This window comes from Streptomyces sp. NPDC005799 (genome assembly GCF_040630525.1).
Lineage (GTDB): Bacteria > Actinomycetota > Actinomycetes > Streptomycetales > Streptomycetaceae > Streptomyces > Streptomyces griseorubiginosus_B.
Genome location: NZ_JBEXXQ010000044.1, coordinates 1 through 13984 on the forward strand (window position 1 = coordinate 1; position 13984 = coordinate 13984).

At 72.3% G+C, this 13984-nt stretch carries 12 protein-coding genes; 3 read left to right on the plus strand and 9 right to left on the minus strand.

Translation table 11 applies throughout. The features are described 5' to 3' along the window. Positions 1-1085: 1085 nt before the first annotated feature. Positions 1086-2075, minus strand: coding sequence for a hypothetical protein (locus tag ABZ453_RS34930; RefSeq protein WP_359021418.1), 990 nt, complete (start codon positions 2073-2075; stop codon positions 1086-1088). A 194-nt stretch (positions 2076-2269) separates the two neighbouring features. Here ABZ453_RS34930 and ABZ453_RS34935 point away from each other — a divergent pair, with 194 nt between their 5' ends. Continuing rightward, positions 2270-3265: a GerMN domain-containing protein gene (locus ABZ453_RS34935; RefSeq protein WP_359021420.1), complete on the plus strand. Its 996-nt coding sequence runs from the start codon at positions 2270-2272 to the stop codon at positions 3263-3265. A 69-nt stretch (positions 3266-3334) separates the two neighbouring features. On the opposite strand, the gene ABZ453_RS34940 is transcribed toward ABZ453_RS34935, so the two are convergent. From ABZ453_RS34940 to ABZ453_RS34955, 4 genes are read right to left on the minus strand one after another with little or no spacing between them, the layout of a single operon-like run. Further along, positions 3335-3535, minus strand: coding sequence for a hypothetical protein (locus tag ABZ453_RS34940; protein ID WP_359021422.1), 201 nt, complete (start codon positions 3533-3535; stop codon positions 3335-3337). Positions 3536-3575: 40 nt separating this feature from the next. Then, positions 3576-4079 carry a flavodoxin domain-containing protein gene (locus tag ABZ453_RS34945; RefSeq protein WP_359021424.1) on the minus strand — a complete coding sequence of 168 codons (504 nt, stop codon included), beginning with the start codon at positions 4077-4079 and terminating at the stop codon, positions 3576-3578. 16 nt (positions 4080-4095) lie between these two features. Beyond that, entirely contained in the window at positions 4096-4827 is a 732-nt protein-coding gene (locus ABZ453_RS34950) for a CBS domain-containing protein (RefSeq protein ID WP_359021426.1), read from the minus strand. Between the two features lie 12 nt (positions 4828-4839). Beyond that, on the minus strand, positions 4840-7530 hold the full coding sequence (locus ABZ453_RS34955) for a GNAT family N-acetyltransferase (protein WP_359021428.1): 2691 nt from the start codon (positions 7528-7530) through the stop codon (positions 4840-4842). Between the two features lie 136 nt (positions 7531-7666). On the opposite strand from ABZ453_RS34955, the gene ppk2 reads away from it, so the two are divergent. Then, complete coding sequence (gene ppk2 / locus ABZ453_RS34960; RefSeq protein WP_359021430.1) at positions 7667-8473, plus strand: polyphosphate kinase 2; 807 nt, start codon at positions 7667-7669, stop codon at positions 8471-8473. Between the two features lies 1 nt (position 8474). On the opposite strand, the gene ABZ453_RS34965 is transcribed toward ppk2, so the two are convergent. The 4 genes from ABZ453_RS34965 to ABZ453_RS34980 form a co-directional block, all read right to left on the minus strand. After that, the gene (locus tag ABZ453_RS34965; RefSeq protein ID WP_359021573.1) at positions 8475-9329 is read right to left on the minus strand and encodes a universal stress protein; all 855 of its coding nucleotides are present in this window, start codon (positions 9327-9329) and stop codon (positions 8475-8477) included. Positions 9330-9334: 5 nt separating this feature from the next. Next, positions 9335-10357 (minus strand): zinc-dependent alcohol dehydrogenase, encoded by a 1023-nt coding sequence (locus ABZ453_RS34970; protein WP_359021432.1) that lies wholly within the window; start codon positions 10355-10357, stop codon positions 9335-9337. Positions 10358-10387: 30 nt separating this feature from the next. Then, a complete protein-coding gene (locus tag ABZ453_RS34975; RefSeq protein WP_359021434.1) occupies positions 10388-11293 on the minus strand; it encodes a universal stress protein in 906 nt (301 codons plus the stop codon). A gap of 149 nt (positions 11294-11442) precedes the next feature. Continuing rightward, positions 11443-12054, minus strand: coding sequence for a hypothetical protein (locus tag ABZ453_RS34980; protein WP_359021436.1), 612 nt, complete (start codon positions 12052-12054; stop codon positions 11443-11445). A gap of 214 nt (positions 12055-12268) precedes the next feature. Between ABZ453_RS34980 and sulP the strand changes: the two genes are divergently transcribed. Then, positions 12269-13981 (plus strand): sulfate permease, encoded by a 1713-nt coding sequence (sulP, locus tag ABZ453_RS34985; RefSeq protein ID WP_359021438.1) that lies wholly within the window; start codon positions 12269-12271, stop codon positions 13979-13981. Positions 13982-13984 lie beyond the last annotated feature (3 nt).

A 13984-nucleotide genomic window follows, 5' to 3' on the forward strand; every position in this document is an offset into this window, starting at 1 on the left:
CTGGGCAGACCAGCGGACACCTCCTGCCCGCACACCAGCCGAAAGCCCAGAACCCGCCCTCGGAGAACTTCGAAATCCCGTCGGTGGATCAAGGCGTAGTCCCACAGGGACTTCTGCCGTTTCATCACGTCCACCCCTTCGTCTCGGCGCGGTCCGCGCGGTCACAGAGCGTCGGCCTGGTGCGATCCCGGGCACGGGACCGACGGTCGCTCCGGTGCCCGAACGGTGCGCGGGCGCGTCGCCGTGCCGGTCGTCCGCGAGGACGTCGGCTGTGAAGCGGCGGATGCCCGCCGGTCGGGCCGTCCCCGCCAAGTCGTCCGTCACCGGGCTTGATTGGCCCTCGGTCAATTCCTCATCCGCATCCAGGCTTTCACCGCGGTGCCGCCCGCGGCATGAGCCCAACGGGTCACAGACCACGCCCACCGGCCCATTAACCCCGCGTCAGGCGGTCCTTTCCGTGCCCGCCCCTGTCCTCCGCCGCGGTGCCGCCCGCCGCACAGGGGCCGATCGGCCCCGAGCCGTTCTCATGCCACGGCCCAGGAAGGACAGCCGCCCGCGGGTGCGCCCACGAGAACGCACCCGCCGACGAAAGGGCGGTACCGGTCATGACCGCTTCGCGCCCGCCCGCCGGTCGCGCGCCCTGCTTCCTGATCCGCCGCGGCCGTCAGGGCACCCTCCCTCTCCACCACCCAGTCATCGGCTGCGGCGCTGCGCTGTTCAAGATGCGCATCGCCATGCGTCACCTCGGCTTCCTGCCCAGGGGCCACGTCTTCCCGGACCGGGCGGATCGGACGGGCCCACCGCGACGTCGAGCAGGGCGGCAGCGGCCATCATGGCGAAGGGCAGCACGGACAGCCCCGTGAGCCGGCGATGGGTCGCGGACATGTCGTCCTCCGGCACCGTGCGGCTTTGTCGCGGACGAGAGGGGTGAGGGCGGGCCGCCGGCGCCCTTCCCCCCGCGCTGCCGACCGAGCACAGCACATCCTCGCAACCTCGCCCATTCTTATGAACGGCTTCACGGTTTCCACCGTTCTCCCTACGGAGACCCGGTGCCGAGGGGTGGTACGGAGCTCTGCCGGGCGTCGTCAGCGCCGAGCCGCGAGCGGGCCCTGCTTGAGCACCTCCGTGGGCGGGCGACGTGGTGTGCAGCGGACGGCCATGGGGTGACCGAGGCGCAGCACCATCTGCGGGTAGCGGCCGGCGGCGACGTTCCTGCGCAATTCGGCACGTAGCGCTGGGTGCTCCAGGGGCTGGGTGTGGAAGCCCGCCATCACACCATGGTGCGCCGCGTGGAGCAGGACGCGTTGCAGCGCCTGCCCGGCCAGCAGCCAGTCGGCCCGGTTGTCGTACGGCGTGGAGAGGACGGCGACGGTTCCCGTGCCGAGGCCCTGCCGACGGGCCGAGACGGTGAAGCGGCGGGACAGGCCGAGGTAGTCGCGGGCCGCCAGCAGCGTGAGGTCGGGATGCGGACGGCACGCCTCGACGGGCACGCCGGACGGTCCCACGCAGCGGCCGAGCTCGACGGTGTGCCAGAAGTCGGCCCGGTCCGCCTCCTCCGCGGTGCGCACCAGGTCCGTCAGCGCATCCAACTTCTCGGAGCTGTCGATGACCTGGAGGAGGGCGCCCTCCGCGCGCGCCTGTTCCCGCAGCGCGTCCAGCAGCTCCTCGGACACCGGCTCGGGTCCGAACGGGCCTCGGTGGGTGTGCCGGTGGAACATCGCCCCGGCCAGCAGCTCCTCCTCGTCGGTGACCGGGGTGTGGGCTCCGAATCCGACGCGGGCCAGGTAGTCCGGATCCGCGGGATCCGGGAGGACATCGACGACGGGCCGGAAGCCCAGGTGGCGTATGGCGACACGCACGTTGAACAGGGCCGCCCCGCAGGCGATGACCATCTCGCGTCCGCCGGGGTCGGTGAGCACCATCCGGCGGCCTCCGTCTGCATGCAGCTCGAACCCGTGGTCGTGGCCTTCCTCTACGAAGAACCAGGGCTGGCTGTTGTGCGGCGAGGGAGCGGAGGCGGCGGCGCGGGCCAGGTGCAGGGCCGCGCGTCCCGGCTTCTCGTGGGTGACGGACATGATCGGTACCACCCTTCGTGAACCGTGCACCTTCAGCGTCCTCGCCGCAGGGCACCACGGGGATGGGTCCCGCGTCCGCCGTCCGATGCCGAACGGCCCTCGCCCGCCGTGCCGTTCGGACCATGAACAGGGCCGGACAGCTCTGGAGGGTGTGCTGCCGGCGCGGTTCGCTGGAAGTGTCGGAGGAGACTGCCATGAACACCGAACCCCTGCCTGTGGCCCACGCGTCCAGACACCGCGCCCTCGTGCTGTCGGCCGCGCTGACCGTGCCGCTCCTCGCTCTCACCGGCTGCGGCACCACCACGACGACCGGCTCCAACGGCGCCGGTCAGTCCACCACTCCATCCACGGGAACGGGAACAGAAGCAGCCACGGGGACAGGCACGTCCGGGGGCACCTCGGGCGCACCCACCACGCCCCGCTCGACCGATCCGCAACCCTCGACGCCGTCGGCCTCGACCGGCGCCGGCGCCAAACCGGCGGCCAGGACGGCCGTGTACTTCCTGCACGGCGACAAGGTCTCACCCGCCCCACGCACCGTCACGGCCCCCGCGACCGCCACCGGTGCGCTGCGCGCCCTGCTGGCCGGGCCGAGCAGCTCGGAACGTCACCAGGGCCGCACCACCGCCATCCCGTCCGGGACGCTGCTGCACTCCGTCGTCATCCGTGATCACGTGGCCACGGTCGACCTCTCCGGCCGCTACGACGACGGGGGCGGCAGCCTGTCGATGCGGGCGCGCCTCGCGCAGGTCGTGTTCACCGCGACACGCTTCTCCGGTGTGCAGAAGGTCCGCTTCGAGATCGACGGCAAACTGGTGAAGCACCTCGGCGGCGAAGGCGTCGTCATCAACGGGCCGGTCGGGCGAGCCGACTTCGAGGACGTCTGCCCGGCCGTCCTGGTGGAGTCCCCCATGATCGGTGACACGGTGCGCACACCGCTGCGGGTCTGGGGTACGGCCAACACCTTCGAGGCCGTGTTCCGGCTCAAGGTCACCGATGCCGCGAAGCACACCGCGGCCGACGTCCGGGTCCGGGCGACGTCCGGGACCGGCACCCGCGGCAGCTTCGACGTCGTCTTCCCCTACCAGGCAACCCGTTCGGGACCCGGTCTGCTGACGGCGTACTTCCTGTCGGCGAAGGACGGCCGGCCCGTGACGGTCGACACCGTGCCGCTGACCGTGAACCGGTAACTCCGGCTCGCGACAGGGACGATCCCGGCGCACCGTGCGCCGGGATCGTCCCTGTGATCGTGCCGGGACCTACATCGCTGGTCCCTGGTGTCCCCGGTGCAGGCGCCGCGCCAGCAGGACCAGCGCCACGATGGCCGGGATCAGCAGCGGGACCAGGGGCAGGCCGATCAGCGAGGCGGCCAGCCCGATGCAGAAGAAGGCCAGGACTCCGGCGGCCAGGTACAGCACCGCCTCGGCCGTGAGTTCGGGAACCTGACGGATGATGCTCATGACGCACCTCCTCGTGGAGGTCGTGTTCAGGTGTTCATTTCTACCGGGGCGCCCCCGCCAGTTCGTCGGCGACGGACGCCGCCCAGGTCTCGATGGCGGTGAAGTCGCGGAAGTCGCCGCCCTTTCCGTTGCGGACGATCATCCGCGCGATGCGTCCCTTCGCGCCCTCCTGGAGGCAGCCGCCGAAGGTGACGTGTCCTCGCGCGTCGAGCCGGGTCATGGTGCGCCGTACGCCGGGCACGGGCGGGATGTCCCGTTCGGAGGCCGAGGCGTCCAGCGGGCCGCTGCTGAACAGCCACAGGGGCCGTTCGGCGAGGGCCCGGCGGTGCCGGCGGACGAAGCGCCGGGCGTCCTTGTGCCAGCGTCCGGCGTACAGGCCGCCGCCGACCACCACGGCGTCGTACGGTGTCACGTCGGCGACCGATGCCGCCGGGGCGGTCTCGACCGTGAGGCCGTCCTTGCGCAGGACGTCGGCCACGGCCTCGGCGATCTCGGCGGTGGATCCGTTCGTCGTCCCGTAGGTGACCAGCACCTTGTCGGTCATGGTGTCTCGCCTCCTGTCAGATCCGGCGCAGCCAGTCGTCGGCCACGCCGTGCAGGGCCTGTTCGTCGGGCTGGATGTGGGAGTCGTCCAGCCGGAAGGTGAGCTTGTCGACGACCGCGACCACCCCGTCGATCTGACGGGTCATCGAGATCGCGATCTCCGTCTCGCTCTTGCGTTCCATGTGACCGGTGAGCGTGACCACGCCCTCGGTCACGGCGACGTCGATGCTGCGCGGCGGCAGCCACAGCGCACGGACCAGCACCTCCTCGACCACTTCGGTGCGGATCTCCGCGTCCGGCCGCAGGAAGACCTTCAGCAGGTCCCGGCGGGTGACGATGCCGACGAGCCGGTCCGCCTCGTCGAGGACGGGCAGCCGCTCCACGCGGTGTTCGGCCATGGTGCGGGCGGCCTCGACGATGGTGTTGTCGGCGTGGACCGTGACCGGCGGTTCGGACATCAGCTGCCCGGCGGTTCGTGCCCCCGCCTTCGCCGCCTGTCGCCGGGCGCTCGCCGTGAGGGCGGCGAACCGGAAGCGCTTCCTCGGTTCGAAGGGGTCGGGCGTGTCCGCCTGGCGGGCCATCAGATCGGTCTCGGAGATGACGCCGATGACCTTGTCGTCCTCGTCGACCACCGGCAGTCCGCTGATGCGGTGCTCACCGAGCATGCGCGCCACCTCCTTGAACGGGGTGCCGTACTCGGCGCGGACGACCTCCGTGCTCATCACGGAGCCGACCTTGTTGTGCTTCATGGTGTTCCCTCCTCAGCGGAGTCGGCGCAGATACGGGTCTTGCGGCCTGCGGGGCAGCAGGCGCACGCGCGCATCGAGCACGGTGACTCCGCCCGGTGTCGCGAGTACGGGGTTGAAGTCGGCCTCGGCGAGCTGCGGCAGGTCGCTCGCCATGCGGGAGAGCCGCAGCAGCAGTTGTTCGAGACCCTGGAGATCGACGGGCCCGCTGCCCTGGGCGCCGAACAGCAGGGGCGCGCAGCGCGGGGTCGTGATCAGGTCGTGCACGTCGTGGTCGGTGAGCGGCGCGAGACGGGCGGCGTGGTCGGCGAGCACCTCGGTGGCGGTGCCGCCGAGGCCGAAGAGCACGAGCGGGCCGAAGACCTGGTCCTGGACCACGCCCGCGAACAGTTCGGTGCCCCGGTCGGCCAGCGGCTGGAGGACCACTCCGGTGAGCAGTCCGGCGAACCGGGTCTGCAGGTCCCGGAAGGCGGCGCGCACCTGGTGCTCGCCCCGCAGGTCGAGATGGACGGCGTGCTCGGCGGTCTTGTGCAGCAGCCCGGGCCAGTGCCCCTTCATCACCACCCGGCCGTCGGCGCCGTGCAGCCGCTCGGCGGCCAGGACGGCGTCCTCCTCGGTCTCCGCCCAGGCCCACGGCAGCTGGGGGATGCCGTAGCAGTCGAGGAGTTCGGCGCAGGCGCGCGGCTCGAGCCAGCCTCCGTCGAGGTGGGCGTCGAGGTAGGTCTCCACGATCGCGTGGGCCCGGTCGGTGTCCACTGCGTCGAGGTCGGGCACGGTGCCGGCGGGGCGGGCGAGCCAGGCGGCGCGATGGGCCGCGTGCGCCAACGCCCTTGCCGCGGCCTGGGGTTCGGCGTACGAGGGGACGGTGGACCCGTCGGTCGCGGGCAACAGTTCGACGGGGAGCGCCTGTTCCAGCCGTATGGCCATCACGGGCTTCGGGCGGGGGCCGGACACCCGGGTCACGGCGCGTACGAGGTCGTCTCCGGTGGCGGCGGCCACGGCCGTGGGCACCAGGGCGACGAGCACGGTGTCGATGCCGGCGTGTCGTGTCAACCGATCGACGGCTTGGGCGAGTTGGTCCTCGGAGACGGCGGCGGTGGCATCGATGGGGTTGCCAACGGCGGCACCCTCGGGCAGTACGGCGAGCAGGTCGTCGATCAGTTCGGGGGTGGGCGCCGGCAGGGTGAGCCCGGCCTCGGCGCAGGCGTCGGCGGCGAGGACACCGGCACCGCCCGCGTTGGTGACGACGGCGACGCGGGCTCCGGTGGGCAGCGGCTGGGAGTGCAACAGGGCCGCGGCTTCGAGGAGTTCGCCCACCGAGCGGGTGGCGGTGATGCCGGCCTGGGTGAAGAGGGCACCCCTGGTCATGGTGCGGGTGGCGGCGGCCGCGGTGTGGGACGCGGCGGCGCGGCGGCCCGCGTCGGTGCGGCCGGCGTCGACGGTGAGGACCGGCATGCGGCGGCTTACCCGGCGGGCGGTGCGGGAGAAGGCGCGCGGGTTGCCGAAGGACTCCAGGTGCAGCAGCGCCAGCTCGGTGCGGCCGTCGCTCTCCCACCACTGCAGCAGGTCGTTGCCGCTGACGTCGTACTTGTCCCCCAGCGACGCGAACGAGGACACGCCGATGCCCAGCCGGGACAGCCCGTCCAGCAACGCGATACCCACCCCGCCGGACTGCACGGCCACACCCGCCGTGCCCGGGCTCGGGTGGTTCGCGGCGAAGGTCGCGTCCAGGCGCAGGTCCGGGTCGGTGTTGGACAGCCCCAGGCAGTTGGGGCCGACGAGGCGCATGCCGTGGTCGCGGCAGGCCGCCAGCAGGGCCTGCGCCTGGTCGGCGTCGAGCCCGGCGGTCACCACGAGCAGGGCGCGCACGCCCGCCTTGCCGCACTCCTCCGCGGTGGCCGGCACCGCGGCGGCGGGCACGGCGACGACGGCGAGGTCGGGGGTCCTGGGCAGGGCGCTGACCGACGGATACGAGGGCACGCCGAGGATCGAGGTCGCGGCGGGGTTCACCGCGAACAGCCGGCGGGTGAAACCGCCGGCCTTGAGGTGGTGCAGGACCGCCCGGCCGACGGAGCCCGGCTTGCGTCCGGCGCCGACCACCACGACCGCCTCGGGCCGCAGCAGCGGTCGCAGGCTGCGGACGTCGGCGGCCCGGCCGCGTTCCTCCACGGCCGTGAGGTAGGTGTCGTCCTCGGCGAGCGAGATGGTGCAGCGCACCTCCGGGCCTTCGAAGTGCCGGGCGGTGCGCAGACCGAGGTCGGCGAAGAGGCCGAGCACCTCGCGGTTCTCGCTGAGCGCGTCGGCGGTGAAGCCGGTGACGCCGGCCGCGCGGGCGGCCGAGACGAGGTGTTCGACGAGGAGGGTGCCGACACCGCGGTGGTGCAGGCCGTCGGCGACCGCGATGGAGATCTCCGCCTCGGTGCCGGCGCCCCCGGTGTCGTACTCGGCGAGCCCGATCACCTGGCCGGACCGCTCGGCCAGCAGCGCCAGGTACCCGGGCCGCCGCGTGCAGGCGCGGTCTGCGGCCAGTTCGGCGGAGCGGCGGCTCGCGCCGAAGAACCTCAGCCGCAGGTTCTCCGGGGACATCTCCTCGTACAGGCCCTGGAGCTGGTCGTGGTCGGCCGGCGCCACGGGCCGGATGCGGACGGTGGTGCCGTCCGCCAGCAGGGCGTGGACCCGCGGCCCACCGGTCGTGTCGTCGGTCATCGCGGTTCTCCTCCGGGTTTCCTTACACTTCGAGCGTCCAGCGGATCGGGGCGAGGTCCCATGGGCTGACCGGCGGTGATCCGAGGGCCGGTCGGCCCCCGGTGTCCGCACGCAGGCCACGGGAAGGGGCGGCGGCATGGCCGGCAAGAAGACGGTGGCGGCTCTGCCGCGCAGGACGTACGAGCAGGAACTGCTGCGCCTGCAGACAGAGCTGGTCAAACTCCAGGAGTGGGTGCGCGCGGAAGGCGCGCGACTGGTGGTGATCTTCGAAGGGCGGGACGCGGCGGGCAAGGGCGGCACCATCAAGCGGGTCGCCGAACACCTCAACCCGCGCGTGGCGCGTATCGCGGCGCTTCCCAAGCCGACCGAGCGCGAGCAGACCCAGTGGTACTTCCAGCGCTACGTCGAGCATCTGCCGGCCGCCGGGGAGATCGTGCTGTTCGACCGGTCCTGGTACAACCGGGCCGGGGTCGAGCATGTGATGGGCTTCTGCACGAAGGAGGAGCACCAGCTCTTCCTCCGGCAGTGCCCGATCTTCGAGCGGATGCTGGTGGAGGACGGGATCCTGCTGCGCAAGTACTGGTTCTCGGTGAGCGACATCGAGCAGCAGGAGCGGTTCCGCAAGCGTCTGGAGGATCCGCTGCGGCGCTGGAAGCTCTCTCCGATGGACCTGGAGTCGATCACCCACTGGGAGGCGTACTCCCGGGCGAAGGACGAGATGCTGGTGCACACCGACATCTCCGAGGCGCCCTGGTACGTCGTGGAGAGCGACGACAAGCGCCGGGCCCGGCTGAACATGATCGCCCACCTGCTGGACTCGCTGCCCTACCACGACGTGCCGCCGCCGGTCCTGGAACTGCCGAAGCGGCCGGAGTCGACGGGCTATGTACGCTCGCCGCGCGATCTGCAGAACTACGTTCCCGACCACGCGGCGAGCCTGTGACTCACGCGTCCTGAGGTACGACCGCCACCGGGCAGGCGGAGTGATGCAGCACCGCGTGGGCGACGCGACCGAGGTGTCCGTGCGGCCGCTTCGTCCCGACGACCAGCAGATCGGCGTGGTGCGAGAGGTCGGCCAGCACCCGGCGGGCGTGGCCCTCGACGGTGCGCCGGTGTACGTCGATGCCGGCGGGCGCGTCCCGCAGCGCCGTCTCCAGCATCTCGACGGCCTGCTCCTCGTGCAGCCGGGCGGGCTCGCCGGCCAGCAGGGGATGGTCGGTGGTCTCGTGCGCGGGCCACCGCCAGGCCCGTACCGCCTCCAGGGGCACCGCGCGCAGCCTCGCCTCCTCGAAGGCGAAGCGCAGGGCCGCAGGGCCGTCCTCCCCCACGCCGAGCAGGACCCGGCCCTGGACCGGCCTGCGGGCCTGGTTGTCGTGGCTGCCGCGCACCACGATCACCGGGCTGTGCGCGTGCGCGGCGACGGCGAGGCTCACCGAGCCCAGCAACGCCTCGGCCAGTCCACTGCGGCCGCGGGTGCCGACCACCACGGCGGTGGCGTCGCGGCTCAGCCTCGGCAGCACGTACTCCGGCTCCTCCGGGACGACCTCGGCGCTCACCTTGAGGTCCGGATGCCGCTCGCGGGCCCGGCGGGCGGCGCCCTCGACGATGGCCTCGGCGAGCCCTTCGTCGCGCACCCCGGCGAACTCCCCGACCAGGGACGCGCCTTCGTACCGTTCCCACAGTGAGGCGTACACGACCCGCAGCGCCACCCCGCGCAGGGCGGCCTCGTCTGCGGCCCAGTCGACGGCGCGCAGGCTGGGCTCGGAGCCGTCCACGCCCACCACCAGGGGCAGTTCCATCGTCGTCACCGCCCCGCGTCCAGGTCGAAGACGATGCGTGCCTTGACCTCGCCCCGCAGGACGGCGTCGATGGACTCGTTGACGGCGGCCAGCGGGCGGGTTTCGTGGATGACCTTCGTACGGCCGGCGGCGTGCAGTTGGAAGACCTCGGCGAGGTCCTGCCGGGTGCCGACGATGGAGCCGATCACGCTGGTGCCGTTGAGAACGGTGTCGAAGATGGGGACCTGGACCGTGCCGTGCGCCGGCAGGGCCACCATGACCAGCTTCCCGCCGCGCCGCAGACCGGAGTTGACGGCCGAGAAGGCGGCCTCGTTCACGGCGAGCGCGATGGCGGCGTGGGCTCCGCCGTGCGCCTTGAGGACCTCGCCCACGTTCTCCTTGCGGGCGTCGATGACCAGGTCGGCACCGAGTTCCGCGGCGAGCTCGAGCTTGTCGTCGGTGACGTCGATCGCGGCGACGGTGGCGCCGGCGATCTTCGCGTACTGAACGGCGAGGTGACCGAGCCCGCCCACACCGGAGATCGCCACCAGCTGGGACGGCCTGACATCGGCGACCTTCAGCGCCTTGTACGTGGTGACGCCGGCGCAGGTCAGCGGGGCGGCCTCGAAGGGGGTGATGCCGTCGGGCACCGGCTGGGCGAAGTCGGCCCAGGCGAGCATCTTCTCGGCGTACCCGCCGTCGCAGCCGTAGCCGGTGTTGATCTGCTGCTCACACAGCGTCTCCCAGCCGGACAGGCAGTGCTCGCAGCGCCCGCACGCCCTGCCCAGCCAGGGCACGGCGACCCGCTCACCCACCGTGAGGTGGGTGACGCCGTCGCCGAGCTTCTCGACGAGGCCGACGCCCTCGTGGCCGGGGACGAACGGCGGGTTCGGCTTGACGGGCCAGTCGCCGTGCGCCGCGTGGATGTCGGTGTGGCACAGCCCGGAGGCCTCGACGCGGATACGGACCTGGCCGGGGCCGGGTTCCGGGTCGGGGCGCTCCTCGATCACCAGGGGCTCGCCGAAGGCTCGTACGACGGCTGCCTTCATGGGGTCAACTCCTCGAAAAGGGGGGACGGGTCAGCCGTGCGAGACGACGGCGACGGGGGCGGTGGCGTGGTGCAGGACGGCGTGGGTGACGGGGCCGATGTGCGCGCCCACCGGGCTGCGCCGGACACGGCGGCCGACCACGACGAGGGAGGCCTCGTGAGAGGCGTCGACGAGGTGATTGGCGGCGCTGCCCGCGCGGGCCTCGGCGCTCACCTCGACGGCCGGGTACTTCGCCCGCCAGGGGACCAGCACCGCGGCCAGGGCGCGGGCCTTCTGTTCGGTGATCTCCTCGTGGAACTCGGGGTCGCCGGCCAGGCCGTAGGTGTAGTACGGCGGCAGGTTCCAGCCGTACACGACCCGCACGGACGTGCCGCGCCGGGCGGCCTCCTCGAAGGCGAACTCGATCACCGAGGGGTCGGGGCCGGTGACGTCGAGGCCCAGGACGACGGGGCGGTAGCGGGTGGCGGCCGACGGGATGCCCGTCGGGTCGGGCTCGTGTTCGTCGGCGGCCTGCTCGCCGGCCCGAACCAGGACGACGGGACGTTCGGCGTGGGCGATCACGGACAGGCCGACGGAGCCGATCATGAAGCCGCCGACGCCGCTGAGGCCACGGGAGCCGAGGGCCAGCAGTTCGGCGCCCTTCGCCGCGTCCGTCAGGGCGTCCGCGGGCGTGCCGACGACCTGTTCGGTGACGACGTCGAGGCCGGGGTGGCGCAGTCGGACGCCCTCTCCGGTCTCGCGGGGGATCTTCTCGCTCCAGTGCTGGAGAGTCTCGCCGCCGACGAGGGGTGCCTGGGCGATCGGCTCGGGTACGGGCTCCCAGGCGTGCACGATCTTCAGTGGCAGGCCGCGCAGCTCCGCCTCGCGGGCCGCCCACTCAACTGCGGCGCGGCTCTCCGCCGAGCCGTCCAGACCTGCGACAACGTTGCGGACCATGGTTCTGCCTCCTCATCGGGGAATCTGCTTCCAGCCTCGTGAACTGCGGCTCTCCACTGCAGGGGCCGCTCGTCCCCCACCGGGACCGACCGGCCCAACCGGGCACGGCGCGGCGGGCCCCGTCACGGGGCCCGCCGGGCCTCCCGCCGTTACTGCAGCCAGGGGTGGCGGCTGACGAAGGGCAACCGTGCCCAGGCCTTGCCCAGCCCCCAGGTCGCACCGGCGCCCACGGCTGCCAGGGCGATGAGGACCACCGCGTAGACGAGGTGGTAGTCGGCGAACGGGTTCGTGGACATGCTCAGCGATCCGTCCGAGAGGTGCTTGGCCGGCGGCCACTCCGCGATCCACATCAGCGCCATCATCGCGGTGCCCGCGACCGCGGCCAGCCGCAGCGCGACACCGGAGACGAGCGCCAGACCGATGCCCAGCAGACCCAGCATGAACAGCCAGTCCGCCCAGGTGTCCCCGGCCCAGCTGTGGAACGTCGACTCCATCGGGCCGGCGGCCACCGAGCTCAGGAAGCCCTTGGTGGGCGAGCCGCCGTCGATCCAGCCCTTGCCGGACTGCGTCGCGTAACCGAACCCGAACGTCTTGTCGAGGAACGCCCAGAGGAAGACGAAGCCCATCACCAGACGCAGCCCGGCGAAGACGTACGCGCTCACCGCCGTCGTGGAACCGGCGGTTGCTTCAGCCGTCCCCGCCCGCCTCAGCGAGGGAAGACGGAATCCCACATGACGATGCGGGTGCTCGTGGACTGCCATGATCGTGGTCCCTTCGGGGGAGTCGGTGCTGGTCGGCTGTTTCTCTGCACCGCTCAATCTGCTCGCGGCGGCCGCCCGGCGCGGCATGCCGAAGGTCGGCATCCGTTGGGCTGAAGGGCCCCTTCCGCCGGACCAGTTGGCCGCGACCGGCAGGTCGGCGTTGGCCGGTCCGGACGGCTCGTGGATCCTTGGGGCACTCTGCGGAAGGAGTGCCATGTCACCTGGCACGGACCGGCCCGTCCCCACCCTGCGGCGCGTGCTGCCCGGCGCCGCCGCGCTGGCCGGATACCGGCGCGCCTGGCTGCGCGGCGATCTCCTGGCCGGAGCCACGGTCGCCGCGTATCTGGTGCCGCAGGTGATGGCGTACGCGGGCGTGGCCGGTCTGGCGCCGGTCGCCGGGCTGTGGGCGATCCTTCCCGCCCTCGCCCTCTACGCCCTGCTCGGCTCGTCCCGGCTGCTGTCGGTGGGGCCCGAGTCGACGACGGCCCTGATGACGGCGACCGTGGTCGCCCCGCTCGCGGGCTCCGACGCGCACCGGTACGCCGTGCTGGCATCCACGCTCGCCGCGACCGTCGGTCTGCTGTGCGTGGCGGCCCGGCTGCTGCGCCTGGGCTTCGTCGCCGATCTGCTTTCCCGCCCGGTGCTGATCGGCTACCTGGCGGGCGTGGCCCTGATCATGGTGGTCGACCAGCTGACCAAGCTGACCGGGGTACCGATCAAGGGTTCCCTCTTCTTCGCCCAACTGTGGTCGTTCCTCATCCACTTGGGGCAGGTCCACCTGGCCACGGTGCTGTTCTCCGCCGCCACGCTGGCGCTGCTGTTCGCGGTGTCCCACTTCTTCCCCACGCTGCCCGGGCCGCTGCTGGCGGTGGTGCTGGGCACGGTGGCCGTGACCGTCCTCGACCTGGACGACCGGTACGGCATCAAGGTCATCGGCGATGTCCCGGCGGGCCTGCCCTCCCTCGCCCTTCCGGATCTCGGCGAGGTGCCGCAGCTGGTCCTGCCCGCCCTCGGCGTCCTGCTCGTCGCCTACACCGACTTCATCCTCACCGCGCGCGCCTTCACCGGGCATGACGACGACGAGGCGGTCCTGGACGCCAACCAGGAGTTCCTGGCCCTGGGCGCGGCCAATCTCGGCGCGAGCCTCGTGCACGGCTTCCCGGTCAGCAGCAGCGCCAGCCGTACCGCGCTCGCCACCTCGGCGGGCGCGCGCAGCCAGGTGTACTCGTTGGTGGCCGGAGCTCTGGTGCTCGCCGTCCTGCTGTTCCTGAGCCCCCTGCTCAGCCGTACCCCCTCGGCGGTCCTCGGCGCGCTCGTCGTCTACGCGGCCACGCGCATGATCGACCTGGCCGGCTTCCGCCGCCTGGCCTCCTTCCGCCGCCGCGAACTGCTCCTGGCGCTGGGCTGCCTGGCCGGGGTGCTCGCGCTGGACATCCTGTACGGGGTGATCGTCGCCGTCGGCCTGTCGGTGGCCGAGCTGCTCACCCGGGTCGCCCGCCCGCACGACGCCGTCGAGGGCCTGGTGCCCGGGGTGGCCGGCATGCACGACATCGACGACTACCCGGCCGCCCGCACCATTCCGGGCCTGCTCGTGTACCGCTACGACTCCCCTCTCTTCTTCGCCAACGCCGAGGACTTCCGGCGGCGCGCGCTGGCCGCCGTGGACGAACAGACCGAGCCGGTTCGCTGGTTCGTCCTCAACACCGAGGCCAATGTCGAGGTCGACATCACCGCCCTGGACGCGGTGGACGAGCTGCGCCGAGAACTGACCCGGCGGGGCGTCGTGTTCGCCCTGGCCCGGGTGAAGCAGGACCTGCTGGACGACCTGGCGGCCTACGGCCTGGTCGACTCGGTCGGCAAGAACCTGATTTTCCCTACCCTGCCGACGGCCGTGGCGGCCTACCGGAAGTGGAGCGACGCGCCATAGCCG

What these genes read in the sequence shown, in the direction of transcription:
- ABZ453_RS34970 (WP_359021432.1), bottom strand. Translation starts at nt 10,357, where the DNA reads ATGAAGGCAGCCGTCGTACGAGCCTTCGGCGAGCCCCTGGTGATCGAG.
- ppk2 (WP_359021430.1), top strand. Translation starts at nt 7,667, where the DNA reads ATGGCCGGCAAGAAGACGGTGGCGGCTCTGCCGCGCAGGACGTACGAG.
- ABZ453_RS34935 (WP_359021420.1), top strand. Translation starts at nt 2,270, where the DNA reads ATGAACACCGAACCCCTGCCTGTGGCCCACGCGTCCAGACACCGCGCC.
- ABZ453_RS34965 (WP_359021573.1), bottom strand. Translation starts at nt 9,329, where the DNA reads ATGGAACTGCCCCTGGTGGTGGGCGTGGACGGCTCCGAGCCCAGCCTG.
- ABZ453_RS34955 (WP_359021428.1), bottom strand. Translation starts at nt 7,530, where the DNA reads ATGACCGACGACACGACCGGTGGGCCGCGGGTCCACGCCCTGCTGGCG.
- ABZ453_RS34930 (WP_359021418.1), bottom strand. Translation starts at nt 2,075, where the DNA reads ATGTCCGTCACCCACGAGAAGCCGGGACGCGCGGCCCTGCACCTGGCC.
- sulP (WP_359021438.1), top strand. Translation starts at nt 12,269, where the DNA reads ATGTCACCTGGCACGGACCGGCCCGTCCCCACCCTGCGGCGCGTGCTG.
- ABZ453_RS34940 (WP_359021422.1), bottom strand. Translation starts at nt 3,535, where the DNA reads ATGAGCATCATCCGTCAGGTTCCCGAACTCACGGCCGAGGCGGTGCTG.
- ABZ453_RS34950 (WP_359021426.1), bottom strand. Translation starts at nt 4,827, where the DNA reads ATGAAGCACAACAAGGTCGGCTCCGTGATGAGCACGGAGGTCGTCCGC.
- ABZ453_RS34945 (WP_359021424.1), bottom strand. Translation starts at nt 4,079, where the DNA reads ATGACCGACAAGGTGCTGGTCACCTACGGGACGACGAACGGATCCACC.
- ABZ453_RS34975 (WP_359021434.1), bottom strand. Translation starts at nt 11,293, where the DNA reads ATGGTCCGCAACGTTGTCGCAGGTCTGGACGGCTCGGCGGAGAGCCGC.
- ABZ453_RS34980 (WP_359021436.1), bottom strand. Translation starts at nt 12,054, where the DNA reads ATGGCAGTCCACGAGCACCCGCATCGTCATGTGGGATTCCGTCTTCCC.